The sequence below is a fragment of the Tateyamaria sp. LSS28 genome, from assembly GCF_059611725.1.
On sequence record NZ_JCAPFI010000008.1, the window covers coordinates 139,709 to 162,180 of the forward strand.

At 58.1% G+C, this 22,472-nt stretch carries 23 protein-coding genes; 9 read left to right on the forward strand and 14 right to left on the reverse strand.

Features of this window, described 5'->3' with window-relative positions; all coding sequences use genetic code 11:
* Nucleotides 1-50: 50 nt before the first annotated feature.
* From eno to AC53L6_RS21640, 3 genes are all read left to right on the forward strand, one after another.
* Complete coding sequence (eno, locus tag AC53L6_RS21630; RefSeq protein ID WP_496909338.1) at nucleotides 51-1,325, forward strand: phosphopyruvate hydratase; 1,275 nt, start codon at nucleotides 51-53, stop codon at nucleotides 1,323-1,325.
* Between the two features lie 145 nt (nucleotides 1,326-1,470).
* Nucleotides 1,471-1,983 carry a GNAT family N-acetyltransferase gene (locus tag AC53L6_RS21635; protein ID WP_496909339.1) on the forward strand — a complete coding sequence of 171 codons (513 nt, stop codon included), beginning with the start codon at nucleotides 1,471-1,473 and terminating at the stop codon, nucleotides 1,981-1,983.
* A gap of 9 nt (nucleotides 1,984-1,992) precedes the next feature.
* Nucleotides 1,993-2,415 (forward strand): cupin domain-containing protein, encoded by a 423-nt coding sequence (locus AC53L6_RS21640; protein ID WP_299774583.1) that lies wholly within the window; start codon nucleotides 1,993-1,995, stop codon nucleotides 2,413-2,415.
* On the opposite strand, the gene AC53L6_RS21645 is transcribed toward AC53L6_RS21640, so the two are convergent.
* Entirely contained in the window at nucleotides 2,406-3,509 is a 1,104-nt protein-coding gene (locus AC53L6_RS21645) for an anhydro-N-acetylmuramic acid kinase (protein WP_496909340.1), read from the reverse strand. The two genes, AC53L6_RS21640 and AC53L6_RS21645, sit on opposite strands and share 10 nt — an antisense overlap.
* Before the next feature lie 64 nt (nucleotides 3,510-3,573).
* Here AC53L6_RS21645 and tyrS point away from each other — a divergent pair, with 64 nt between their 5' ends.
* Nucleotides 3,574-4,815, forward strand: a complete 1,242-nt coding sequence (tyrS, locus tag AC53L6_RS21650; protein WP_496909341.1) for a tyrosine--tRNA ligase — start codon at nucleotides 3,574-3,576, stop codon at nucleotides 4,813-4,815.
* Between the two features lie 40 nt (nucleotides 4,816-4,855).
* Here the strand turns inward: tyrS and lpxB are convergent, their stop codons facing one another.
* The 12 genes from lpxB to frr all read right to left on the reverse strand — a co-directional run bounded on the left by lpxB (nucleotide 4,856) and on the right by frr (nucleotide 16,182).
* Nucleotides 4,856-6,022, reverse strand: a complete 1,167-nt coding sequence (gene lpxB / locus AC53L6_RS21655; RefSeq protein ID WP_496909342.1) for a lipid-A-disaccharide synthase — start codon at nucleotides 6,020-6,022, stop codon at nucleotides 4,856-4,858.
* Complete coding sequence (locus tag AC53L6_RS21660; RefSeq protein WP_496909343.1) at nucleotides 6,010-6,909, reverse strand: LpxI family protein; 900 nt, start codon at nucleotides 6,907-6,909, stop codon at nucleotides 6,010-6,012. The genes lpxB and AC53L6_RS21660 overlap by 13 nt, the downstream gene beginning before the upstream one ends.
* Nucleotides 6,909-7,697 carry an acyl-ACP--UDP-N-acetylglucosamine O-acyltransferase gene (lpxA, locus tag AC53L6_RS21665; RefSeq protein ID WP_472727847.1) on the reverse strand — a complete coding sequence of 263 codons (789 nt, stop codon included), beginning with the start codon at nucleotides 7,695-7,697 and terminating at the stop codon, nucleotides 6,909-6,911. The genes AC53L6_RS21660 and lpxA overlap by 1 nt, the downstream gene beginning before the upstream one ends.
* The gene (fabZ, locus tag AC53L6_RS21670; protein ID WP_299702681.1) at nucleotides 7,694-8,158 is read right to left on the reverse strand and encodes a 3-hydroxyacyl-ACP dehydratase FabZ; all 465 of its coding nucleotides are present in this window, start codon (nucleotides 8,156-8,158) and stop codon (nucleotides 7,694-7,696) included. The genes lpxA and fabZ overlap by 4 nt, the downstream gene beginning before the upstream one ends.
* A gap of 79 nt (nucleotides 8,159-8,237) precedes the next feature.
* Entirely contained in the window at nucleotides 8,238-8,777 is a 540-nt protein-coding gene (locus AC53L6_RS21675; RefSeq protein ID WP_496909344.1) for an OmpH/Skp family outer membrane protein, read from the reverse strand.
* 4 nt (nucleotides 8,778-8,781) lie between these two features.
* Nucleotides 8,782-11,124, reverse strand: coding sequence for an outer membrane protein assembly factor BamA (bamA, locus tag AC53L6_RS21680; RefSeq protein ID WP_496909368.1), 2,343 nt, complete (start codon nucleotides 11,122-11,124; stop codon nucleotides 8,782-8,784).
* Nucleotides 11,125-11,264: 140 nt separating this feature from the next.
* Nucleotides 11,265-11,390, reverse strand: a complete 126-nt coding sequence (locus tag AC53L6_RS21685) for a hypothetical protein (RefSeq protein ID WP_299702690.1) — start codon at nucleotides 11,388-11,390, stop codon at nucleotides 11,265-11,267.
* 94 nt (nucleotides 11,391-11,484) lie between these two features.
* Nucleotides 11,485-12,834 carry an RIP metalloprotease RseP gene (gene rseP / locus AC53L6_RS21690; RefSeq protein ID WP_472727845.1) on the reverse strand — a complete coding sequence of 450 codons (1,350 nt, stop codon included), beginning with the start codon at nucleotides 12,832-12,834 and terminating at the stop codon, nucleotides 11,485-11,487.
* Between the two features lie 4 nt (nucleotides 12,835-12,838).
* Nucleotides 12,839-14,005, reverse strand: a complete 1,167-nt coding sequence (gene dxr / locus AC53L6_RS21695; RefSeq protein ID WP_496909345.1) for a 1-deoxy-D-xylulose-5-phosphate reductoisomerase — start codon at nucleotides 14,003-14,005, stop codon at nucleotides 12,839-12,841.
* Between the two features lies 1 nt (nucleotide 14,006).
* Complete coding sequence (locus AC53L6_RS21700) at nucleotides 14,007-14,759, reverse strand: phosphatidate cytidylyltransferase (RefSeq protein WP_299774786.1); 753 nt, start codon at nucleotides 14,757-14,759, stop codon at nucleotides 14,007-14,009.
* Nucleotides 14,760-14,788: 29 nt separating this feature from the next.
* Nucleotides 14,789-15,535 (reverse strand): polyprenyl diphosphate synthase, encoded by a 747-nt coding sequence (uppS, locus tag AC53L6_RS21705; RefSeq protein ID WP_496909346.1) that lies wholly within the window; start codon nucleotides 15,533-15,535, stop codon nucleotides 14,789-14,791.
* 83 nt (nucleotides 15,536-15,618) lie between these two features.
* Entirely contained in the window at nucleotides 15,619-16,182 is a 564-nt protein-coding gene (gene frr, locus AC53L6_RS21710; protein WP_299206985.1) for a ribosome recycling factor, read from the reverse strand.
* A 181-nt stretch (nucleotides 16,183-16,363) separates the two neighbouring features.
* Here frr and AC53L6_RS21715 point away from each other — a divergent pair, with 181 nt between their 5' ends.
* Complete coding sequence (locus AC53L6_RS21715) at nucleotides 16,364-17,011, forward strand: hypothetical protein (RefSeq protein ID WP_496909347.1); 648 nt, start codon at nucleotides 16,364-16,366, stop codon at nucleotides 17,009-17,011.
* 24 nt (nucleotides 17,012-17,035) lie between these two features.
* Here AC53L6_RS21715 and pyrH read toward each other — a convergent pair whose 3' ends face one another.
* The gene (gene pyrH / locus AC53L6_RS21720; RefSeq protein ID WP_299206990.1) at nucleotides 17,036-17,767 is read right to left on the reverse strand and encodes a UMP kinase; all 732 of its coding nucleotides are present in this window, start codon (nucleotides 17,765-17,767) and stop codon (nucleotides 17,036-17,038) included.
* A gap of 72 nt (nucleotides 17,768-17,839) precedes the next feature.
* Between pyrH and miaA the strand changes: the two genes are divergently transcribed.
* The 4 genes from miaA (at nucleotide 17,840) to AC53L6_RS21740 (ending at nucleotide 22,454) form a co-directional block, all read left to right on the forward strand.
* On the forward strand, nucleotides 17,840-18,721 hold the full coding sequence (gene miaA, locus AC53L6_RS21725) for a tRNA (adenosine(37)-N6)-dimethylallyltransferase MiaA (protein WP_496909348.1): 882 nt from the start codon (nucleotides 17,840-17,842) through the stop codon (nucleotides 18,719-18,721).
* A gap of 72 nt (nucleotides 18,722-18,793) precedes the next feature.
* Nucleotides 18,794-19,591: a helix-turn-helix domain-containing protein gene (locus tag AC53L6_RS21730; RefSeq protein ID WP_496909349.1), complete on the forward strand. Its 798-nt coding sequence runs from the start codon at nucleotides 18,794-18,796 to the stop codon at nucleotides 19,589-19,591.
* 352 nt (nucleotides 19,592-19,943) lie between these two features.
* Nucleotides 19,944-20,990 (forward strand): ABC transporter permease, encoded by a 1,047-nt coding sequence (locus AC53L6_RS21735; RefSeq protein WP_299702712.1) that lies wholly within the window; start codon nucleotides 19,944-19,946, stop codon nucleotides 20,988-20,990.
* A 12-nt stretch (nucleotides 20,991-21,002) separates the two neighbouring features.
* Nucleotides 21,003-22,454 (forward strand): ABC transporter permease, encoded by a 1,452-nt coding sequence (locus AC53L6_RS21740; protein WP_496909350.1) that lies wholly within the window; start codon nucleotides 21,003-21,005, stop codon nucleotides 22,452-22,454.
* Nucleotides 22,455-22,472: the final 18 nt, after the last annotated feature.

The window sequence follows — 22,472 nt, forward strand, 5'->3', positions numbered from 1 at the left end:
GCCAACATCACGTTAGACGCTGCGTAACTTCCCGCTACAGGAGCCTCCTCATGAGCACCATCATCGACATTCATGCCCGCGAAATCCTCGACAGCCGGGGCAACCCCACCGTCGAAGTCGACGTGACACTTGAGGACGGCACCATGGGCCGCGCCGCAGTTCCTTCTGGCGCATCGACCGGCGCCTACGAAGCGGTGGAAAAGCGTGACGGCGACAAGGCCCGTTACAAGGGTAAGGGCGTACTGGAAGCTGTCACGGCGGTGAATGGCGAGATTGCCGAGGCACTGGTTGGCATCGACGCCACCGAACAGGTCGAACTGGACCGCGCCATGATCGAACTGGACGGCACAGACAACAAGGGCCGTCTGGGCGCCAACGCGATCCTTGGTGTTTCCCTTGCCGCCGCCAAGGCCGCTGCCGATTGGACCTCGCAACCGCTCTATCGCTATGTGGGTGGCACCTCGGCCCGTGTCCTGCCCGTCCCGATGATGAACATCATCAACGGCGGCGAACATGCCGACAACCCGATCGACATCCAGGAATTCATGATCATGCCGGTGGCCGCCGCGAGTATCCGCGAGGCGGTGCGCATGGGGTCCGAAGTCTTCCACACCCTGAAAAAAGAGCTCGGCGACGCAGGTCTGTCGACAGGTATCGGTGACGAAGGCGGCTTTGCTCCCAACATATCTTCGACTCGCGACGCGCTGGATTTCATCCTGAAATCGGTAGAGAAAGCGGGCTACAAGCCGGGCGAAGACATCCATCTCGCCCTCGACTGTGCCGCAACCGAGTACTTTAAGGATGGTGCATATGTGCTTGCAGGCGAAGGAAAAACATTGTCCTCAGATGAGAATGTCGCCTATCTCGAAGCGCTGGTGAATGACTATCCGATCATCTCGATCGAAGATGGCATGGGCGAAGACGACTGGGATGGCTGGAAAGCACTGACCGACGCCATCGGTGATAAGGTCCAACTTGTGGGCGACGACCTGTTCGTGACCAACCCGGTGCGCTTGGCGGACGGCATTGCGCGCGGCTGCGCGAACTCCATGCTGGTAAAAGTCAACCAAATCGGCAGCTTGACGGAAACACTTCAAGCGGTCGATATGGCCCATCGTGCGCGCTACACCAACGTTATGTCCCACCGCTCGGGCGAGACCGAGGACGCGACTATCGCCGATCTCGCCGTCGCCACGAACTGCGGTCAGATCAAAACCGGATCTCTCGCACGGTCGGACCGGCTCGCAAAGTACAACCAGCTGATCCGGATCGAGGAGATGCTGGGTGAAAGCGCGGAATTTGCAGGTAAGTCCATCCTGAAGTAATCGATGGTGTCGTCGAACCGTGGGCAGTTGCGTTGCCCACGGACGCAACCGCGCAGACCCAAAACCGACGCGGCGCACAGATTGGGCACTCAACGATCCCTTTTGCATATTGCGCCAGAACGTCTGTGCGATTTACTCCTGTGCCATGATCGATCTTGAAATCCATTCAGCCCGCCCCTCCGACATGGGCGATGTCGCACGCTTGTGCTGGGCCTACCGTGACCTTCTGATCGAACGATCCGTTGACCTGCCGCAGATGGTCGAAGCCTACTATGCCAAGGACAGCTATGCGGCGCTGGTTGCGGACCTGCCGCGCATCCACGCGCGTCCCAAGGGTGACATCCTTGTCGCGAAACTCGGCAATCAAATCGTCGGCTGCGCCATGTACTACCCATTGACCGCGGCGGGCACGACGGAAATCAAACGCGTCTATGTCGCTCCATCCGCGCGGGGTTCAGGGGCTGGCCGTGCGTTGATCCAGGAGTCCATAACCCGAGCCAAGGCCGACGGTTACGCCCGAGTTGTTCTTGATACCATGAGCGGTCTGACGGAGGCCATTGCGCTCTACGAACGGCTCGGCTTCCAACCCTGCCCACCCTACTACGACGCAGAGCCTTCTTTCCTTCCCTATCTGCGCTTCTTCGAGCATCCTCTTTGAACGATGACCATGACCGCCGAACAAATCATTGCTCACCTGAACCTACAACCGCACCCGGAAGGTGGACATTACCGCCAGACCTGGGTTGCTGAAAATGACGGGCGACCGACCGGCACCTGTATCTATTTCCTGCTCGCCGCGGGAGAGCAAAGCCACTGGCACAAGGTCGATGCAACCGAGATTTGGCTTTATCACGCAGGCGCCCCACTGATCCTATCGATGAGCAGCAGTGACACTGGCCCCGCACAGGATCATGTGCTGTCCCCCGATCTGAACAAAGGCGCGCCGCAGCTCATCGTGCCCGAGGGGCATTGGCAAGCCGCACGCAGCGCCGGTGACTACACGCTCGTCAGTTGCACCGTCTCACCGGGCTTCCAATTCGAAGGATTCACGCTTGCAGACCCGGGTTTCGACATCCCACGTCAGGGATAGCTGACCGTTCCGCCGCCCACGGCGGCCCGGACACCGGTTGTCCCGGGACAAGATGTCGGCAAACCACGCGCGACGCGCACCGCCAGATAGGCAAAGGCCTGCGCCTCCAACATATCGCCGTTCAGTCCCACGGCTTCGACGGGTTGCACCGGGCAATCCAACGACACCTCAAGCATCTTCATCAGAACCGGGTTATGCCGCCCGCCCCCGGTCACGAGCACCGTCGATGGCGGACGCGGACAGTGCTGCATGGCTTCTGCAACTCCCGCAGCACACATGGCTGTCAGCGTGGCCGCCGCATCCGCATCGCTGAGTTCGTGGACCAGTTCCACAATTTCGGCAAAATCGTTCCGATCGAGTGACTTTGGAGGGATGCGCGAAAAGTACGGCTCCGCCAGAAACAGCTCAAGCGCGCCCGCCTCGACAGTCCCCGAAGCGGCAATGCGTCCGCCCTCATCAAAGGGCAACCCAAGCCGGGCCTGCATCAGATCATTGACCGGCGCGTTGGCGGGGCCCGTATCAAAGGCCAAAAGCGCGCCCTCGCGTTCCGGCGCATCCGCTGTGGGATCAACCCAAGTCAGATTGCCGACCCCACCCAGGTTCAAAAATGCAACCGGGCTGTTCGCCCTCATCCACTTGGCGCAGGCAAAGTGAAAAAACGGGGCCAGAGGTGCGCCCTCGCCCCCCAGTTCAACATCCGCAGTCCGAAAGTCCCAGACAACAGGCACTTGCAACGCCTGCGCCAGCGCCGCGCCGTCGCCCAGTTGCAAGGTTCCCTGCGCTCGGGGTGCATGGGCCACGGTCTGACCATGAAATCCAACCAGATCGACCTTGTCAAAGCCTCCCAGCAGTTCTTGATGCGCGGACATCATGACGTCGGTCGCCGGTGTCAACGACGGCCCGGCCCAATGCCCAAGGGCTGCGCGCAAAACTGTCTGTTCCTCGGCGGAGTATGCGCGGTAGTCATGCGCACCAAATCCGTCGATGCCCACTCCATCCGTTCGCAGAACTGCCGCGTCAACACCATCCAGCGATGTGCCTGACATTGCTCCGAGCGCAGCAATTACCGCGCCCTTGTCTCTGACCTTATCCATGGTCTTTTCCTTTGCCCGTCCCCCGCTTATAGACTGCGACGGAGCCGTTCCAAGGACAAGCCAAATGACTTACACACCCCGATCCGATTTTTTGCAAGTGATGCAAAGCCGCGGGTTTCTGGCCGACTGCACAGACATGCAGGCGCTGGACGACGCATTGCTGGTTCCGGGGCAGACCGCCTATATCGGCTTTGATGCGACAGCCAAGTCGCTGCACGTTGGATCGCTCATCCAAATCATGATGCTGCGCTGGTTCCAAAAAACCGGGCACAAGCCAATCACGCTGATGGGCGGTGGCACGACCAAGGTGGGGGATCCGTCCTTCCGGGCCGATGAACGCCCCCTGCTTGATACCGCAGCGATTGATGCCAACATCGCCGGGATCAAACAGGTGTTTTCCGCTTACATCGACTACGACGATGGCGCGCAGATGCTGAACAATGCCGAGTGGTTGGATGATCTGAACTACCTCGATTTTCTACGGGATATCGGGCGGCATTTTTCGATCAACCGGATGCTGTCGTTCGAAAGTGTGAAATCCCGGCTAGACCGCGAACAGTCGCTGTCGTTCCTCGAATTCAACTACATGATCCTCCAAGCTTACGACTTCATGGAGCTGAACCGACGCTATGGCTGCATCCTGCAGATGGGTGGGTCGGATCAATGGGGCAATATCGTCAACGGCATCGACCTGACACGCCGGGTGATCCAGAAAGAGGTGTTTGGCCTAACCTCCCCGCTCTTAGAGACGTCAGATGGCAAGAAGATGGGCAAGTCACAGTCGGGAGCGGTCTGGCTGAATGCGGACATGCTGTCACCTTACGAGTTCTGGCAGTTCTGGCGGAACACGACGGACGCGGATGTGGGTCGGTTCCTGAAACTCTACACCGAGCTACCGCTTGACGAATGCAACCGTTTGGGCGCCCTCGAAGGGTCCGAGATCAACGAGGCCAAAGCCCTGCTTGCTTCTGAGGTGACAACCATTTTGCACGGTGCTGAAGCCGCAACAGCGGCTGCGCAGACGGCCAGAGAAGTGTTCGAAAAGGGCGGCGTGGGCGACGACCTCCCAACCCTGACCCTCAGCGCGGATGACGTGGGCGATGGAATTTCCATCGTGCAGCTGATCGTAAAGTCCGGTCTAGCTGGGTCCGGAAAAGAGGCCAAGCGTCTGATCGCCGAAGGCGGAGCGCGGATGAACGACGCGCCGCTGACCGAAGCGGGCACGATGATTGATCTGGCCGCTCTGGCTGCACCGATCAAGTTGTCAGCGGGCAAAAAGCGCCATGCGCTCGTTCAAATTGGTTAAGGTTTGACCATACGGTAAATTCTGTCCCCGCGGGGACAGATCACCCCAGCCGTCCGAGGACAGCCCGTGCAGCGCGCAGTCCGGGGTCCTTCCCACCGCGTCCCAGGCGGTCCATCGTCAGCTCCATGGCTGCGCGTTGATCTTCAGCGCCTGCGAGCAGGCCCTCCATCGCCGACACCACGTTCTCAACGTTGAAGTCCTTGCCAACGACCTCAGGCACCACGCGGGTATCCGTCACATGATTGATCAAACTGCCTGTATCAGTCGTCACCATTCGGCTGATGATGGCACGGCTGAGCCAGTGCAGATCATAGGCGCTGACCATCGGGGTTCCAGCCGCAGCCAGTTCCAAAGACACCGTGCCAGAGGTTGCCAGCGCCACATCCGCCGCCGCGAAAGCAATCCGCTTTTCCGCCAGCGCCGCGTCCTGATCCTGCCCGGTGGGATCAAGGACAAGGGGGGTGACGGGCCACCGCGTCACCTCTTCGCGCACCAGATCTACAACTGATCCGGCAGCGGGTAGAACCATTTTCAAGGCTGGCCGCGTCTGCGCCAATCGACCAAGGGCTTGGCCGAAGACGGGGCTCATCCGCGTGATCTCTCCTCGGCGAGAGCCCGGGAGGACAAGCACCAACGGATCGGCGGCCTCCAGCCCGTGATGAGCTCGGAATGCGGCCTGCTCTGCAGCAGTTGCGCGCGGGACCGTGGCGGCAGGGTGCCCAACGAAATCACACTCCATACCTTCCGCTTCCATGTACGGAGGTTCGAAGGGAAACAGAGCGAGGACCTGATCGATGACCTTCGCCATTTTCTTGGCCCGCCCGGGCCGCCACGCCCAAACGGTCGGTGCCACGTAGTGCACGGTCCGAATGTCGGAGCCTGCCTTGACCAGCTTGGCAACACGGAGCGAAAAGTCCGGGCTGTCGATTGTGATCAACACGTCGGGCCGCGTGTCGATCACGGCCTGCGCCGTCTCGGCAATGCGTCGTTTCAAATGACGGTACTTTGGCAGCACCTCGGCAATGCCCATGACCGTCAGTTCGGACATGTCGAACCGGCTTGTCAGCCCCTGCGCCTGCATGAGCGGCCCGCCGATGCCGTCATAGGTCACATCCGGCGCTTCGCGGTTCAGGCCCGCCATCAATGCCCCACCCAGGGCATCACCCGAAGGTTCACCCGCAAGGATAAAGACCTTTAGCGCACCCAAAGGAACAGCCCCGCGTCATCCAAGAGGCGCACGACCTCTTCCCGCTCAAGCACCATCACGCCTTCTGCAGCGATGACCATACCATCAAGTCGTGCTTGGATTACGGCGCGCGCGGTTTCAGGCCCGATCGTGGGCAAGTCGATCCGTCGATCCTGACCTGGTTTGGGCGCTTTGAAGAACACGCCACCCTTAGGTTTTGCCCGCGCTTCCGCTACAGGACCAGAAAGCCAGTCCGCCGCGTCGTCGAGCATGTCACCAACAAAATCCATTGCCGCCCCGAATGGATCGCCTTCGGTTGTCGGCATCGGGCGCACATCGTTTTGACACAGGCCGCGCAGCATCGCGTCAGTGCCCCGAGCGTCTTCACGCGCAATGACCTGTTCGTCGCGAATGACACAGGACTGGCCCTCATCCGCGCGGCCCTGTTCTATCGAAACTTGCTCGGCAGCCTTGATTTGCGCCTCAATATCCTGGGGGACTGGTGTACGCGTCAAAATACCCGGCTGCGGCAGCAGCTCGGGCACAAGAGCATGAGCGCCTTTCGCAATCATTCCGCGTTTCTCGAACAGCCCAAGGATGGCCCGCAGCGCGGCATCTTCACCATCTTTGACCGCCCTTGCGAGCGTCGGCACCAGTGGCATCGTCCGAGCATCCAGTTTCAAAGGGCTGAAGCCAGGCCTTTGAATGGCTCCGCAAAAGCAGACCTCTGTCACGCCCCGGGCAACGAGCTTATGTAATAAGGTCCCGATTGTTTCGAGGCGGAACCAGACGTCCACCTCCAGCCCGTCCGGCTTGTGCCCATCAAGGGCACAAATGATTGGTGGGGTTGGCTGGTGCGCTGCAACGACCGAAGGTAACGCCCCGGTCCCGGAGATCAGGGCCAGCATCAGCGCGGCGTCAGGAACGACCGGTCACTGTCGCCCATGACGAATTCGACTATCTCGCGGACATAGGCGCTGTCGGTTTCCTTGCCCAATCGCTCGGCCCGATTGTGGAAGGTGCCTTCGCCCTGTGCCAGCATCTGGAAAGCGGCGCGCAACGCGGTGATGTCACTGCGATTGACACCTCGGCGTTTCAGGCCGACAAGGTTCAACCCATCCAGCTCTCCGCGGGGTGCCTGAACCAGTCCGTATGGGATCACGTCATTTGTCACCATGGTCACAGCACCAATGATTGCACCGCGACCGATGCGTACAAATTGGTGAATGCCTGACAGGCCCCCAACAATCACGTCGTCCTCAAGGACGCAGTGCCCGGCCACCGCGGCTGAGTTCACAACGATGACCCTGTCGCCGACATGCGCGTCATGTGCGATGTGGCAGCCCGCCATGAACAGACCATCATCGCCGATCCGCGTGACGCCGCCGCCGCCTTCGGTGCCACAGTTCATGGTCACATGTTCGCGAATGCGATTGCGTTTGCCGATAACCAGACGACTTGCTTCGCCCTTGAACTTCAAGTCCTGCGGCACTTCTCCGATGACGGCGAAAGGAAACACGATTGTTCCCTCACCCACCTCGGTATGGCCTGTGACAACCACGTGGCTTTTCAGCACGACGTCTGGGCCGATCACAGCATTCGGGCCAACCACGCAAAAAGGCCCTACAACGGCCGTTGGATCAACCTGCGCGCCCGGTTCCACGACCGCCGAGGGGTGAATACCTGCATCGCTCATGTGGTTGGCAAATCCATCATCGCGGTGAACTCGACCTCACAGGCCATTTCACCATCAACCTCTGCAACACCGGCGAATTTCCAAACTTTTCCCCCCGGCTTGCCGCGGGTTGTTTTGAGGTTCAGTTTCAAAACATCGCCAGGAACAACCATCCGGCGGAATTTGCATTTGTCGATGGCCATAAAGTAAACAAGCAGGTTCTTGTCAGCCAGATCAAGGGCAACGCCGACCATGACTGCTGCCGTTTGCGCCATCGCTTCGACGATCGTCACGCCTGGCATGATGGGTTGCCCCGGGAAATGACCCTGAAAGTGCGGCTCGTTCATCGTGACATTCTTGATGCCCGTTGCCGATTGATACCCGTCGATGTCCTCAACACGATCTACCAGAAGGAACGGATAACGGTGCGGGATCAGGCGTTGTATCATCCCGATGTCGGCGGATTTCAATTCTGTTGTCATGGGACGCCCGAGCCTTTTGTCATTGGTCTTATCATCGAAACGTGCCTAGCAAGACAAACACGGCCTCGCAAGCGCGCGGCTATTGCTGGTCGGCTCCGTCACCCAGGGTTTCGTCCATCCGGGAAATTGCAAGATCCGTAATATCGATCGCATTTGCGCTGACAAAAACACTGCGTTGCTCAAGGATAACGCCAGCACCTGCTTCGCGCATGATAACTTCAAGAACGGGCGCGGCTGACACCAGAAACCGATCGCGGTTTTCTTCCAACAAGTCGGCGATGCTGCGACTTCTGTCTTCGCGTTCATTGCGTATGCCCTCGACCCGTGCATCAAACGCATCCGCGAGTGCGCGAAACGCCTCTGGTTCCATATCCGGACGTTGATCCGTCAAGGCCTGCTCTTCCGCTTCCAACTCTGCCTCAAGACGGCGGTTGTCTTCAGCGAGTATCGTTGTCTGTTCCTCGATCTCAGCAAGTACACGCTGGCCGAACGCGCTGTCCCGATAGAAGCGTTCGCTATCAATTGTCAGGATCGGGCTGCGAACGTCTTGCGAGAGAGTTGCCGTGGCCCAAATCAGGGCCACGAGCAAGAGTGCACCGGCTTTGACAAGCCTGCTCATCACATCAGAACGTGGTGGAGATGGTCAGGTCGAACGACTGCTCACGGTCGAACTCTTCTTTGCGCAGGGCATTGGAAAAGTTCAGACGCAATGGCCCGATGGCCGTATCCCAGAAGATCGAGAAACCAATCACGTGACGGAAGGATCCGCCTTCGCCCTGGACATCCCCACCGGACAGATCGACCTCGTCCAGATCCCACAGGTTGCCCACGTCATAAAACAGCCCGCCACGAATACCCAACTCCTCTGGCAGACCGAGCGGGAATTCAGCTTCAAACCGTGCAGCAACGAACAGGTTACCACCCAGCGGATCGGGATCATCGCCCGCCGCATTGAAATCCCGGGGTCCAATGCCGCCAGGCTCAAACCCTCGGATGATGCTTGGTCCAAGAACAAACCTGTCGACCGTCCGGTTGGTACCGCCGTTCCATGCCAAGTATCCGCCCTCGAGCGTCGCACGGAGTGTGACCTCTTCATTGAACGCAAGTCGTTGACCAACAATGCGGCCACGCGTTCTTATGAATTCGGCATCACCACCCAAGCCAGCAAAATCCTGAGAAAGCTCAAGGAGCACGCCCGCCGTTGGGTTCAAGCCACCTTCGCGTGTGTCATATGTGTACGTATATCCAATCGACGATGCGGATTGTTCGCCGACATCAATCTCACGCTGAACGATCGGGCCGTTCACAACTGGGTCGCGCACAAGCATTTCATTTTCAAGGTAGCTATAGTTCAGAGACAGCCTCGATCGCTCACCAATGGGGAAAGTCAAACTGGGGCGAAGTGTAAGTGACTCGGTGTCGTAATTGGCGAAACTTGAGTCAGACTCGCTGTACTGGAGGTTCAAGCCAAAGGCGACATCACGACCCAAAAACGCCGGCTCAATAAAGTTGATACCGTATTGCTCGGACTCTTCCGCTGTTGAGAAGTTGAACCCAAGCGTCTGACCTCGGCCCAAAAAGTTGCGCTCGGTGAAACTCACAATCAGCCCAAATCCATCGTCCTGCGAGAATGCGCCACCAAAGTTGAGCGACCCAGTTGGACGTTCTTCAACATCTACATCGATAACAACTTGATCCGGGCTTGATCCCTCCCGGGCGTTAACATCTGACGCTTCGAAGTACTGAAGTGCACGAATACGCTCAGCCGCATCTCTGATTTCCCGTGGATTGAACGGGTCACCTTCGGCGACCTTGAATTGACGACGGATTACACGATCAAGCGTCGTTGTGTTGCCCTCGATATCGATGCGCTCAACAAATACACGTGGACCGCGGCTGAGCACAAATTCGACATCAAGCGTCAATTCACGATCGTTTCTCACGATCCGTGGTTCAACCCGTAGAAAATCAACGCCCTCTCGTTGCCCCTGGCGTTCAAGACGCGAAATCTCCGCCTCCACCAATGTGGGAGAGTAAATGACGCCTGGGCGCACTTTGATGAGCTGTTGGTATGCGTCACCGTCAACATTCGGCAGCTCGCTTACAACGGTGATTTCGCCGAAGGAAAACCGCTGTCCTTCTTGAACGTTGAACGTCAGGAAAAAGCCGTCGCGTTCTTCGGTCAGTTCGGCATTTGAACTTACGACCCGGAAATCAACATAGCCGCGCGAGTTGTAGAAATCAGTCAGAACTTGTTTGTCAAACTCAATGCGGTCTTCAACCAATGTGTCTGTCTGGATCAGAAAGCGCAGGAGACCAGCCTGCTTGGTTTCGAGAACTCGGCGCAATCTGCGGTCGGAATAGACGCGGTTACCAACAAAGCTGATACGTTCAACCTCGACAACATCGCCTTCGAATATCTCGAAAACCAGATCAACGCGGTTGTCCGAACGTCGAATGATGCGGGGGCTTACACGCGCCGCAACGCGGCCTTGAGTGCTGTAAGCTTCGGCAATCGCACTTGCATCCCGCTCTGCCTGAGCAGGTGAAAACACCCGTCTCTCTTGGCTTTGAATGATGGCGGACAGCGCCTCGTCGTCCACGCGGCGGTTTCCTTCGAAGGTCAGGCGGTTGATCGTCGGAAACTCCGTGACCGTAATCAGGAGGGTACTGCCTTGTGGTTCGACTGAAACGGTTTCGAACAAGCCGCTTGTTTCAAGGTTGCGGCGCGCATCGTTCACTTGCCCGGCTGACAGCGTTTGCCCCGGAGCGATTCCGGCTCTTGCCAGGACCGCAGAGTCGCCTACGCGCGTGTTTCCATCGACAACAATGCGACTGAATTGAAAATTCTGCGCCTGTGCAGGGGTCAGTGTTCCAACCCAAACCGCTGACAAAAATACGAAAAATGCTAGAATACTCTGCGCCATACGCCAGCACGATTGTGCTCGCCCTGCTGCGCCCCTCATCCCCAGTCCCATGGTTTTGCCCCACGTGTTCAGACATACAATAGTCACGTGACTAACGGCATTGCGAGGTGTTGTCAAAAGCGCAAAACCCCGTGGGTCACCACGGGGTCACTGGCACATCTTGTGGATAAATCTGCGTTTTAGAGGTTGCCCAGCCATGCACCTGCTGCAAGAGCGGCCATCAATGTCAGGCCATGAAGTGCACGATCCCAATTCAGCAGCATCAAAAGGCTCAGGCCACGGTATCCGGTTTGAATCATCTGCATCGGTTCATCCTCTGTGTCGAGAACGGGATACAGCGCTAATGCGGCAGGACATGGGATTAATGATGGCAAGAATAAGGCGCTCAACCCAATCTTCCTAGGGACAGAAGATATCGTTCCCCAACGCAAATAGCATGAGCGACAACACGAGGGTCAGCCCAACTGCCATCAAAACACGCAGGGCGCCATCGCTTGGCGGCTTACCCGTGACCGCCTCATAGGCGTAAAACACCAGATGACCGCCGTCCAACGCCGGGATGGGAAACAGATTCAGAAGGCCAACGGCAGTCGAAAGCACGGCGATAAACCAGATGAAGTCGCTGAGGCCATGACTTGCTGTCGTACCTGCAACCTGTGCAATGCCGATAGGTCCGGACAGATTGCAGGAACTGATTGCACCTGTAATCAAGTGTCCAAGACCGTTGATGGAACCCGTGATGACCCCAATCATGCGTTCATATCCGCCAGACAATGCCTGCAGCGGCGCGGGTGCTTCGCGGCCCATTTCAAAAGCCTGACCTCCGCCAAGGCCGATCCGCCACTTCTTTTCAAAGCCGCCCTGCCCGTCTGGTTCGTCAACCAGTTTGGGCGACAATTCGATTTGCATTTCTGCGCCTGCGCGCCAAACGGTCAGTTGCACGGATGCACCGTCAGCGTTCTCGATGACCTCTGGCAGTTGCCCAAATCGAAATACGGGCGCGCCATTGATCGATGTGATCACGTCGCCTGCTTCGAACCCGGCCGCAAGCCCTGCGCTGCGCGGAACGACCCGCGTCACGAGCGGTGGGAACAGGTAAGGTCCCGTGACCGTCATGACGTCGCCGTCACGATCGACAAGATATTCAAGCTGCGGCTTTTCCGGGATCGTTTCAACAAATGCGGCATAGTCCTCGGAGTTGATGCTGGGCACGGCTTGGCCCTCGATTTCGCGAACGATATCCCCTTCGCGAAGTTCGTAAGCACCAGCCGGGAGCGGCTTGATCTCACCAACCGTCAGCGGATCACGCGGCACGCCCGTGAAGAAGATCACGGCGGCAAAGACGATAATCGACAGCGCAAAGTTGAAAACGGGGCCTGCGGACACTGTAGCAGCGCGCGCCCAAAGAGGTGCACCGTGCATTGTGCGACGCAAGGCAGCGGGATCAGCGGCTGCGTCCTCCATCGCGTCAACATCTTTGCCAGATGCTGCATTCGCATCGCCAGCGAACTTCACATAGCCGCCAAACGGCAAAGCTGCGATCTGCCAGCGGGTGCCCCGCTTGTCCATACGACTCCAGATCACCGGTCCAAAACCGATCGAGAAAACATCCGCCTGAATGCCTGACCAGCGACCAACAATATAGTGTCCATATTCATGAATGGCGACGATGACACTCAGCGCCACGACGAAAAAGAAAATGGTCCAGGCAAAACCGCCAAAGGCGGGAATCACGGCCGAAATATCCAAGGTTTTATCCTGCTCTTTGCTCGATCACGTCGCGGGCGGCTTGTCGTGCCATTTGGTCCGCTGTGAGTACATTATCAAGGGTCATTGGGGCATCAATATGGCCCGGATCAGTGCAGTTGAGCACCTCATCGACCACCTCAGCCATCGCGGGAAAGCTTATGTTGCCCGCTATAAACCCATCCAACGCGGTTTCTTTGGCGGCGTTGAATACGGCGCCGGATAGCCCGCCGCGTTCCATCACTTCGCGGGCCAGCCGCAGGGCGGGCCAACGCACTTCGTCAGGCGCACGGAACGTCAATGAACCGATCTGCGCCAGATCAAGGCGCTCGACGGGCAATGGCTGGCGATCGGGCCAATTCAAGGCGTAGCCAATGGCGTGGCGCATATCGGGTGGACCAACATGCGCCATCAACGCGCCGTCATTGAAGCCGACCATCGCGTGGATCATGGATTCCGGGTGCACAAGCACCTCGATCTGATCACCTCTGACGCCGAAATATTCTCGTGTTTCAATCAGTTCCAAGGCCTTGTTGAACATCGACGCGCTGTCGATTGTGATGCGTTGCCCCATGTCCCAGTTCGGGTGCGAAGATGCCTCTGCCAATGTCGCCTTCGCCAGCTTGTCCAGCGGCCAATCGCGGAAGGCGCCGCCGCTGGCGGTGATGATGATCCGCTCAACTGCTGACATATCTTCGCCGACGAGGGCCTGAAAGACAGCTGAATGCTCACTATCGACGGGCAGCAAGCGCGCATCATGAGCCTTAGCCGTAGAGAGGATCAGTTGACCGGCGCACACCAGGGATTCCTTGTTGGCCAAAGCGAGGGTTGCCCCCTGCTCGAGTGCACACAGCCCCGGTGCAAGGCCAGCAGCCCCTACAATTGCGGACATGACCCAATCGGAGGGACGGCAACCCGCCTCGGTCAACGCGGCCTGCCCTGCGGCTGCTTCAACATCGCTGCCGATGAGGGCTGCACGCAGGTCATCCAGCCGTGCCTCATCTGCCGTCACAGCCACATCAGCGCGCAGGCGGATGGCATCCTGTGCAAGTTGTTCAGTATTGGATGACCCGGTCAACGCCACAACGTCGTAGGCGTCCGGCGCTCTGGCGATTAGGTCGATGGTGTTTTGACCAATCGACCCCGTCGCGCCGAAAATCGACACGCGGCGCATGTTAACCAAGCCCCCAAGGGAAAGCCGCAATCTGAGCAAACATCAGGAAGAATACCGAAGCACCCAGCATGCCGTCAAACCGGTCCAGCACGCCGCCATGCCCGGGGATCAGCGACGAGCTGTCCTTGACGCCCATTCGCCGCTTCATCGCGCTTTCTGCGATATCGCCCATTTGGCTGGCCATGGACACGGCAATGGACACGCCAATCAATTGCAGCGAGACGCCCGTATTGATCGCGAAGAGTGCACCGACAATGCCTGCGCCAACCCAGCCTGAGGCGGTGCCAGCCCATGTCTTCTTGGGGCTGACGCGCGGCCAGAATTTCGGTCCCCCGATCAAGCGACCCGCGAAATAGCCGACGACATCGGTCACAACGACCACCGCCACGAGCCAGACCATCCAGCCAAAGCCAAGATCATCGCGGACATGCATCATTCCGTATCCGGCCATCAACACGAGCAGCGTGAAGATCATGTAGATCGAACGGTTATGCTGCAGTTGACCAAGGCCAACCATGCAAGGGGCCAAGAGCAGCGGCAACGCAAAACCGGTCGGTAGATATACGGCAAGAAGCGTCGCAACGCCAGACACTGCGCCCAGCTGCACGGCGAGCGATGGGTGATCAGGCGAAATGATGCGAACCAATTCCCACACCATCAGGCCGCAAATCAACGCGATCAGTACATGGAAAACGTCACCGCCAACCCAGATGCCCCAGATGCCGACAAGGACCATGACCAGACCGGACGCCATGCGTGCCGCAAGATCTGACCACCGCTCCGTCACCGCTTCACCCCACCGAACCGCCGTTCGCGTCCGCCATAGGATGCACAAAGGCGGGTGAACTCTTCCCTGCTGAAGTCAGGCCACAGAGTATCGATGAATTCGTATTCGGCATAAGCCGATTGCCAGAGAAGGAAGTTTGATATCCGCGCCTCTCCACTGGTACGGATCACCAGATCGGGATCAGGCAGCACATATGTGTCCAGGTATTTCGGAAGCGTTTCCTCGTCCACACTCTCTGGCCGCAGTTTTCCATCAGCAACGTCTTGCGCCAAACGTTTGGTCGCGCGCGCAACCTCATCCCGCCCGCCGTAATTCAAGGCGATTGTCAGGTTCACACTTGTGTTGCCAGATGTCAGCGTCTCCAACTCATCCATGAGGGAGATCAGCTTGGCATCCAAACGCACACGATCCCCGATGAAGCGCACACGTACCCCAAATTCGCTAAGTGCGCGGGCTTCTTTCGAGATGTAGCGGCGAAACAGGCTCATCAGCCCGGCCACTTCGACCTGCGTCCGTTTCCAGTTTTCGGTCGAGAACGCGAAAATGGTCAGGTATTCGACACCGATATCGGGGCAGGTTTCCACAACTTCGCGGACCCGCCGCGCACCCGCGTGGTGGCCAAACAGGCGCGGCCGTCCTCTTTGTGTTGCCCAACGCCCATTGCCGTCCATGATAATGGCAACGTGGCGCGGGCCGGTATGTACGGTGTCTGTGATAACGCTGTCCTTGAAATGTCTGCGCAAATCCCGTCATCCGGGGGCCGGCCTTGATGACCTAAACACTCCCCCGGAGTGTTTGCCCCGACCGCAAGGCCGGGATCCGATTTTCAAACCTGCATGATCTCGGTTTGTTTGGTTTCAAGTGCGCTGTCCACGGACTTGATGAACTTGTCTGTCATCTCTTGCACCTCATCTTCCCAAAGCTTCTGGTCGTCCTCGGACATACCGTCAGCCTTGGCTTTCTTGATCTGGTCCATCCCATCGCGGCGCACGTTGCGGATGCTGACGCGGGCATTTTCGGCGTAACTGCCAGCAACCTTGCCCAACTCACGGCGGCGTTCTTCGTTCAGTTCGGGGATTGGCAGCATGATGATCGTGCCGTTCAGCTGGGGATTGATGCCCAGACCACTTTCGCGGATGGCCTTTTCCACTTTTCCGACCAGACCTTTGTCCCAGACATTGACGGTCACCATGCGCGGTTCAGGTACATTCACCGTACCAACTTGGTTGATCGGCGTCAGGGACCCATACGCATCCACCATCACCGGCTCAAGCATCGAAGCCGAAGCTCGGCCCGTCCGCAACGATGCGAATTCGGTCCTGAGGTTCGCCATGGCACCATCCATCCGGCGCTCAAGGTCATCAGTGTCGAGCATGAAGTCGTCAGACATTGTATTCCCCGTGTTCGTCCTGGCCCGTTCGGGCGTCTTGCATTTGGGTATAGTGCAACGGGCAGGCGAATTGCCAGAGGGGTTTGAGCGATGCTCAATTTGGCGCTCTGGCGCGCAATGGCGTCAAACTGTAACCACAATCTCTGGTTACCTGAAATCCGCTTTGATCCGGAATCTGAACATGTCAGACAGTTTAAATGCCATAGTCGAAAGAGCAGCTCGCGTACTTGGTGTCGCTGAGGCGGATATCGATGTGGATGCGGATGTTGCCGACCTTGGTCTTGATGCAGACGACGTGCAGGACATGTTGGAAGAAGTCGCTGAGATGTTCGATGCGCCTTTGATCGACATCATCAACACGCTTCCCGTCTATCGAATCAAGCGCGGCGACATGACGATGGCCAGTTTGCAGGACATCGCCGCGTTCTCGCCCTGGGCGTCAGCGCTGTTGTCAGAGCTCACGACCAAAACGGATATCGAGACGTTGACCAGTTTGGCCGCATCCATTGATGCAGGGCGCTATGTCCCGAGTGGACGAAAGTCAGAAGATCTTCATCGCCCCAAACCGCCAGAGTGGGTCATCGCAAAGGCTGTTGGCATCTGGGCCGCGGCGCTTTTGGTTCCGTTGTTCAACGTATTTCGTCCCTGCAATCCATTGGCGCAGTTCTGTTTCACGCCAGCTGCTGAACGGTTCTGGCATGTCGCCAGTTACTCACTCACGATTGCGGCGGTGGTGACACTGGTTTGGCTGGTGCCGGGTTTGCACGAATTGTCAGACGACATTCGAAAGCAGAAGGCTCGGCTCAAACGCGGAGCGGGTGAAGCATAAAGCGCGAGCAAATTTCACTGCGGATTACCCCTGCACCCGAGTGAAGGTCCCCTTGCCTTCCAGGATCTCCTTGAACCCGCCGGGTGTGTCCAGCGGGAAGACGATCAAGGGAAGGTTGTTGTCACGCGCGAGCGCGATGGCCGATGCGTCCATGACGCCAAGGCGCTTTGCCAGAACCTCGTCATAGGTTACGACATCATAGCGTTTGGCATCATCATGCTTGGCTGGGTCCTTATCGTAGACCCCGTCCACACCGTTCTTCCCCATGAATATAGCCTCACAGGACATCTCATTGGCGCGCAAGGTCGCGGCTGTGTCAGTGGTGAAATATGGGTTACCCGTCCCCGCGGCAAAGATGCAGACACGTTTCTTTTCAAGGTGGCGCACTGCGCGGCGGCGAATGTAGGGTTCTGCAACCTCGTTCATCGTGATGGCGCTGATGACGCGGGTAAAAACGCCCAGCCCCTCAAGCGCGGACTGCATGGCAAGGGCGTTCATCACGGTGGCAAGCATGCCCATGTAGTCGGCCGTTGTACGCTCCATCCCCTGAGCCGATCCCTGTAGACCGCGGAACACGTTGCCGCCGCCAATCACCATGCAAATCTCGACCCCCATATCGTGAACGGCCTTCACTTCCTGTGCGATGCGTTCAACCGTTGGTGGGTGGAGCCCAAAGCCCTGATCGCCCATTAGCGCCTCGCCCGAGATCTTTAGCATCACCCGTTTGAAGGTGGTTGGTGTCTCTGTCTCGGTCATGGTGCGCCCCCGCTCTTTCAAATTGCGCGCAACCTGTCCTAAATGCGATGGGTTTTCAATGGATGACACCACATGATCCGCGATGTAATCGCATCTTTGCCAAGCGAGCTTCCAATACTGATCGCCGGACCGACCGCGTCGGGGAAATCTGCGCTCGCCCTTGCCATTGCAGAGGCGCAGGGCGGCGTCATCGTGAACGCGGATGCAAGCCAGGTATATGACTGCTGGCGCGTCCTCACCGCGCGCCCCTCTGCGCAAGAGGAATCACGCGCTCCGCACCGGCTTTATGGACACCTCCCCTTTGATGCGCCCTATTCCACCGGCCACTGGTTGCGCGAGGTAACGCCTCTCTTGTCGGGCGAGAGGCCGATCATTGTTGGGGGGACCGGGCTTTACTTTACCGCGCTGACACAGGGTTTGGCTGACATACCGGAAACGCCACCAGAGTTGCGAAAGCATGCGGACCAGATGGACATGGCCGCGATGCTTATGGAGTTGGATACAGACACCATCGCGCGCATCGATGTCGCAAATCGCGCGCGCGTGCAGCGCGCTTGGGAAGTCCTGACCTCCACAGGTCGCGGGCTTGCCCATTGGCAGGATAACACCGCATCGCCGTTGCTGCGGGCGGGGACATATGCCGGGATCGTCATGGACAGTCCCAAGGAGTGGCTAACGCCCCGCATTGCGACCCGGTTTGACGACATGCTGCGTGGTGGAGCACTTGAAGAGGCGCGCGCCATGCAGGACCGCTTTGACCCGGCCCTGCCTTCGTGCAGGGCCATCGGGGTCACGGAAGCAATGGCCGTTCTGCGTGGTGATATGGATCACGACACAGCGGTTGAGCAGGCCACCATTGCGACGCGACAATATGCAAAGCGCCAGCGCACTTGGTTTCGAGCCAGGATGGCGGATTGGCGCTGGATCGCGTCATCTGAGTTGGCCAGAATTTGACTTTTTACGCGTTTCGCAGCACAAATGCCAGTGTAAAATGCGCGCCATATTGTCGAAAACGGACAAACACACATGTCCCTGCCTCCGATCGAGATAAAGCCGCTGGTCCAGCTGACCGCTGGTCAGGATTGGCGCGTGTCGCTTGCGCATGACCGACCGCAACATGTCATCATCTGGATCACCCGCGGCCAAGGGCGGCTCTTGCTCAACGGCACCCGACGCGGTGTGGGAACACACAACGCGCTTACCATACCTCCACACACGCTGTTTGCGCTTGAGTTAGGTCGGCAGGGCAGCGGGATGGTGGCGTTGATCCCGGACGGGACGGAGATTCGGTGGCCGATCCACGCACGGCAGTTGCGTGTGAGAGACGTGGACAGCATTGGCGAAATGACGGCCATATTCGAGGCAGCCCATCGTGAGGTCACACAGGCACGCCCACTGGCCCAAGATGCAATCGACGCGCACATGGCGCTTATGTCAGTTTGGTTGCGGCGACAGATCGCCCTGCCCGATCACCTGCCCATCACGATGAACGCGGCCGCACGGTTGAGTGCGCGGTTTTGCGAACGTGTCAGCAAAAACTACGCCGACGGATTGACGATGGCCGACCATGCTGCCGCACTGGGTGTCACCGCAACCCACCTGACACGCGCGTGCAAAGCCGCCACCGGACGGACTGCGGCAGATTTGCTGACCGAGCGTACGCTTTATGCGGCGCGCATTGCCCTTACAGAAACCTCCGTGCCCGCACAGGATATTGCAAGACACCTCGGCTTTGGATCCGCCGCATATTTTACCCGCTTCATGCAACAGCACACCGGACAAACACCAACCGCTTTGCGAAAGGCAGCGCGGCAAACTCATTGACGCTTTACGTTGCGTAAGGCGGTAGATGTCGCAAATAGAACAGGCAAATGTCGCAAACGTGTAATGATTTTTGAAACCGCACCGTTGACCTGTGTGCGCTTCTGTTGCCTCATGGGTCAGGGAACAAAATGATCGCACGCGCATCGCAGCACCTCAGCCACTTTGAGGAACATGCGCCAAGCCCAGATCAATGGGGCACGCGAACACGGGGGAAGTAGGTGTAAACAAAACCGTCACATCACGAGGCCAGCCCGCAAGGGCAGCACCCGAGGCGTACAACCAAAACAAATTGCGCCCGGCAAGCAACAAAGGCGGCACGCACCCGCCTAAAGCCACCCAACAGGGGCACTAAATGGGACTCTTCATACTCAGACGGCTGGGCGTGATGCTACTGACGGCACTTTGCCTGACGTTCATCGTGTTCTTTCTGACCAATCTCTATCCAAACCTTGAGAAACTGGCCAAGACGCAGGGCAACTTCCGCATGACGGACGAAGCTGTGGCAAGCTGGTTGGATGATCGGGGTTATATCGACAATACATTCATAAAATACGGGCGCTGGCTGGGTGTAGCGCCCGGTTGGGTGACCGAGAAAGAGGACGGCACTGTCACCGGGCAGTGCTTCAAAGAAAATGCGCCTGTCGAAGAGCGGTCAACTTTTTGCGGTGTTTTGCAGGGTGACTGGGGCTTTTCGCTGGTGTTCAAGGATGAGGTCAGCAGTCTGGTCGCAATACGGCTTGGCGCCACCGGTAAACTGATGGGATTTGTCCTTTTGGTCATGGTGCCGATGTCGCTGATCGTCGGTGTGCTCGCCGGTATGCGCGAGGGTTCGGGTCTGGATCGGTCCCTCTCTACCTTCTCGATCGCGACGACGGCCACGCCTGAATATGTCTCGGGCGTTATCTTTATCGCCATATTTGCGTCATCCGCATTCGGGCTCAAGTGGTTCAAGGGATCCGCAACGCAAGCCATTGAGAATGCAACTTTTGAGAACTTCACGCTGCCGGTCCTGACCATCGCGCTTTATGGCATGGGATACATCGCACGGATGACACGCGCGAGCATGACCGAGGTGATGACCGCGCAATACATCCGGACCGCGCGGCTCAAGGGCGTCAGCTTTGGCAACATTGTCCTGAAACACGCACTCAGGAACGCGCTCATCGCGCCCTTCACCGTCATCATGTTGCAAATCCCATGGCTGTTGAACGGCGTGGTGATTGTCGAGACGCTCTTTAACTACAAGGGCTTTGGCTGGCTTCTGGTACAAGCGGCAGGCAACAACGACATCGAACTGCTTCTGGCCGTGTCGGTTGTGTCGGTTGTGGTGGTGCTGATCACCCAGCTGATTTCCGACATCGGCTACGTGTTCCTCAACCCGCGCATCCGCATTTCTTAAGGGAGGCTAACCATGGAACCTTTGACATGGACCGGCCCTCTTGGGCAATTTTTGGACCCGGTGCTGTATGTGCTGTCTGCAATCTTCTTGGTGGCGATCGTCATACAGATCGTACTGGGCCTTGCCAGCGGTGGATCCCGCGTGGTGACAAACCCGGATGGCACACTCAGTTCTGCCGGAGGAGCCTATGACTTTTCTTCGACGGCAACGCGATGGCTGGGCCTTGGGCTATTCCTGATTGTATTGGCATATGTTGTCATCGGCATTTTTACCGGCCCGCAGGTCGCCGGGATCATTGGTGGGATGAGCCAGCAACTCATGCCGGTCTGGATCGCGCTGATCCTGACCTTCATTGTGTCGATCAGGTTCAAACGCAAGCTGGGTCTTTACGGCAAACTCTTTGACTCCACTGTCGGCATGATCGGCTTTGCGCTTGTGATGTTCTGGGTCTACGCCGGTGTGATGGCTGGGCTGTTCGATTGGATTACGACACATGACAGCCTGAGTCAGGTGTCAGGTATGAAAAACAAGGTGCCCGGGACGCCGATGCGTAGCACTGAGGACGGTGAATATGCCTGGTATCTTCTGGGCGGTGACAACCTGGCCCGCGATGTGTTCAGCCGCCTGTTCAAAGGGGCTTGGGTCGTGGTGCAGATCGCCCCGCTCGCCACGGTCTTTGCCTTCATGGTTGGCATCACTTTGGGTCTGCCAGCCGGGTTCTATGGCGGTCGCCTCGACACGCTGCTGTCGTTCCTTGCGAACCTCATCCTCGCCTTCCCGGTCATCCTGCTGTTCTACCTGCTGGTGACCCCGGAAATCGTAGCGACGGGCATTCCGAACTACATGGCGACGGTCCTGTTTGTCTTCCCGCTGATCTTTGTGGGTGTGCTTCTGAACTCGCGCTACTACACGCAACCCAGTTTCCGCACACCGCTGCTGATTGCTGTTCTTGGCGTCATGGGGTGGATCTATCTGTCGTTGATTTCTGATGGCGGCACGAAAGTGGCTGTGCTGCCGGAGTTTCTGGACTTGTTCGACATCGACCCCGGCATTCTTGTCGTGTTCGTCTCGGTTGTCTTTGTGAACGCACCCACCGTTTTCCGGATCGTCCGTGGCCTCGCCATGGACATCAAGACGCGGGACTACGTGGCGGCGGCGCAAACCCGTGGTGAGGGTCCCTGGTACATCATGCTGTGGGAGATTTTGCCCAACGCGCGCGGGCCCCTGATCGTCGATTTCTGTCTGCGGATTGGATACACCACGATCCTTCTGGGCACTTTGGGCTTCTTTGGGTTGGGCTTGCAAAGCGAGAGCCCGGATTGGGGCACAACGATCAACGCCGGTCGGCGCTTGTTGTCCGCCTACCCGCACCCGGCGATCGCACCTGCCCTGTCCCTGCTGACCATGGTTCTGGGATTGAACCTGTTGGCGGATGGGCTGCGTGAAGAAAGCTTGAAGGACTGAGTTGAAACGGGCGGACCG

Coding starts and splice junctions, on each gene's coding strand:
- miaA (WP_496909348.1), top strand. CDS start 17,840: ATGATCCGCGATGTAATCGCATCTTTGCCAAGCGAGCTTCCAATACTG.
- AC53L6_RS21635 (WP_496909339.1), top strand. CDS start 1,471: ATGATCGATCTTGAAATCCATTCAGCCCGCCCCTCCGACATGGGCGAT.
- AC53L6_RS21730 (WP_496909349.1), top strand. CDS start 18,794: ATGTCCCTGCCTCCGATCGAGATAAAGCCGCTGGTCCAGCTGACCGCT.
- AC53L6_RS21715 (WP_496909347.1), top strand. CDS start 16,364: ATGTCAGACAGTTTAAATGCCATAGTCGAAAGAGCAGCTCGCGTACTT.
- AC53L6_RS21700 (WP_299774786.1), bottom strand. CDS start 14,759: ATGGCGTCCGGTCTGGTCATGGTCCTTGTCGGCATCTGGGGCATCTGG.
- AC53L6_RS21740 (WP_496909350.1), top strand. CDS start 21,003: ATGGAACCTTTGACATGGACCGGCCCTCTTGGGCAATTTTTGGACCCG.
- fabZ (WP_299702681.1), bottom strand. CDS start 8,158: ATGACAACAGAATTGAAATCCGCCGACATCGGGATGATACAACGCCTG.
- AC53L6_RS21685 (WP_299702690.1), bottom strand. CDS start 11,390: ATGCAGATGATTCAAACCGGATACCGTGGCCTGAGCCTTTTGATGCTG.
- tyrS (WP_496909341.1), top strand. CDS start 3,574: ATGACTTACACACCCCGATCCGATTTTTTGCAAGTGATGCAAAGCCGC.
- AC53L6_RS21735 (WP_299702712.1), top strand. CDS start 19,944: ATGGGACTCTTCATACTCAGACGGCTGGGCGTGATGCTACTGACGGCA.
- bamA (WP_496909368.1), bottom strand. CDS start 11,124: ATGAGGGGCGCAGCAGGGCGAGCACAATCGTGCTGGCGTATGGCGCAG.
- AC53L6_RS21675 (WP_496909344.1), bottom strand. CDS start 8,777: ATGAGCAGGCTTGTCAAAGCCGGTGCACTCTTGCTCGTGGCCCTGATT.
- dxr (WP_496909345.1), bottom strand. CDS start 14,005: ATGCGCCGCGTGTCGATTTTCGGCGCGACGGGGTCGATTGGTCAAAAC.
- pyrH (WP_299206990.1), bottom strand. CDS start 17,767: ATGACCGAGACAGAGACACCAACCACCTTCAAACGGGTGATGCTAAAG.
- AC53L6_RS21645 (WP_496909340.1), bottom strand. CDS start 3,509: ATGGATAAGGTCAGAGACAAGGGCGCGGTAATTGCTGCGCTCGGAGCA.
- frr (WP_299206985.1), bottom strand. CDS start 16,182: ATGTCTGACGACTTCATGCTCGACACTGATGACCTTGAGCGCCGGATG.
- AC53L6_RS21660 (WP_496909343.1), bottom strand. CDS start 6,909: ATGCTGGCCCTGATCTCCGGGACCGGGGCGTTACCTTCGGTCGTTGCA.
- lpxA (WP_472727847.1), bottom strand. CDS start 7,697: ATGAGCGATGCAGGTATTCACCCCTCGGCGGTCGTGGAACCGGGCGCG.
- eno (WP_496909338.1), top strand. CDS start 51: ATGAGCACCATCATCGACATTCATGCCCGCGAAATCCTCGACAGCCGG.
- AC53L6_RS21640 (WP_299774583.1), top strand. CDS start 1,993: ATGACCGCCGAACAAATCATTGCTCACCTGAACCTACAACCGCACCCG.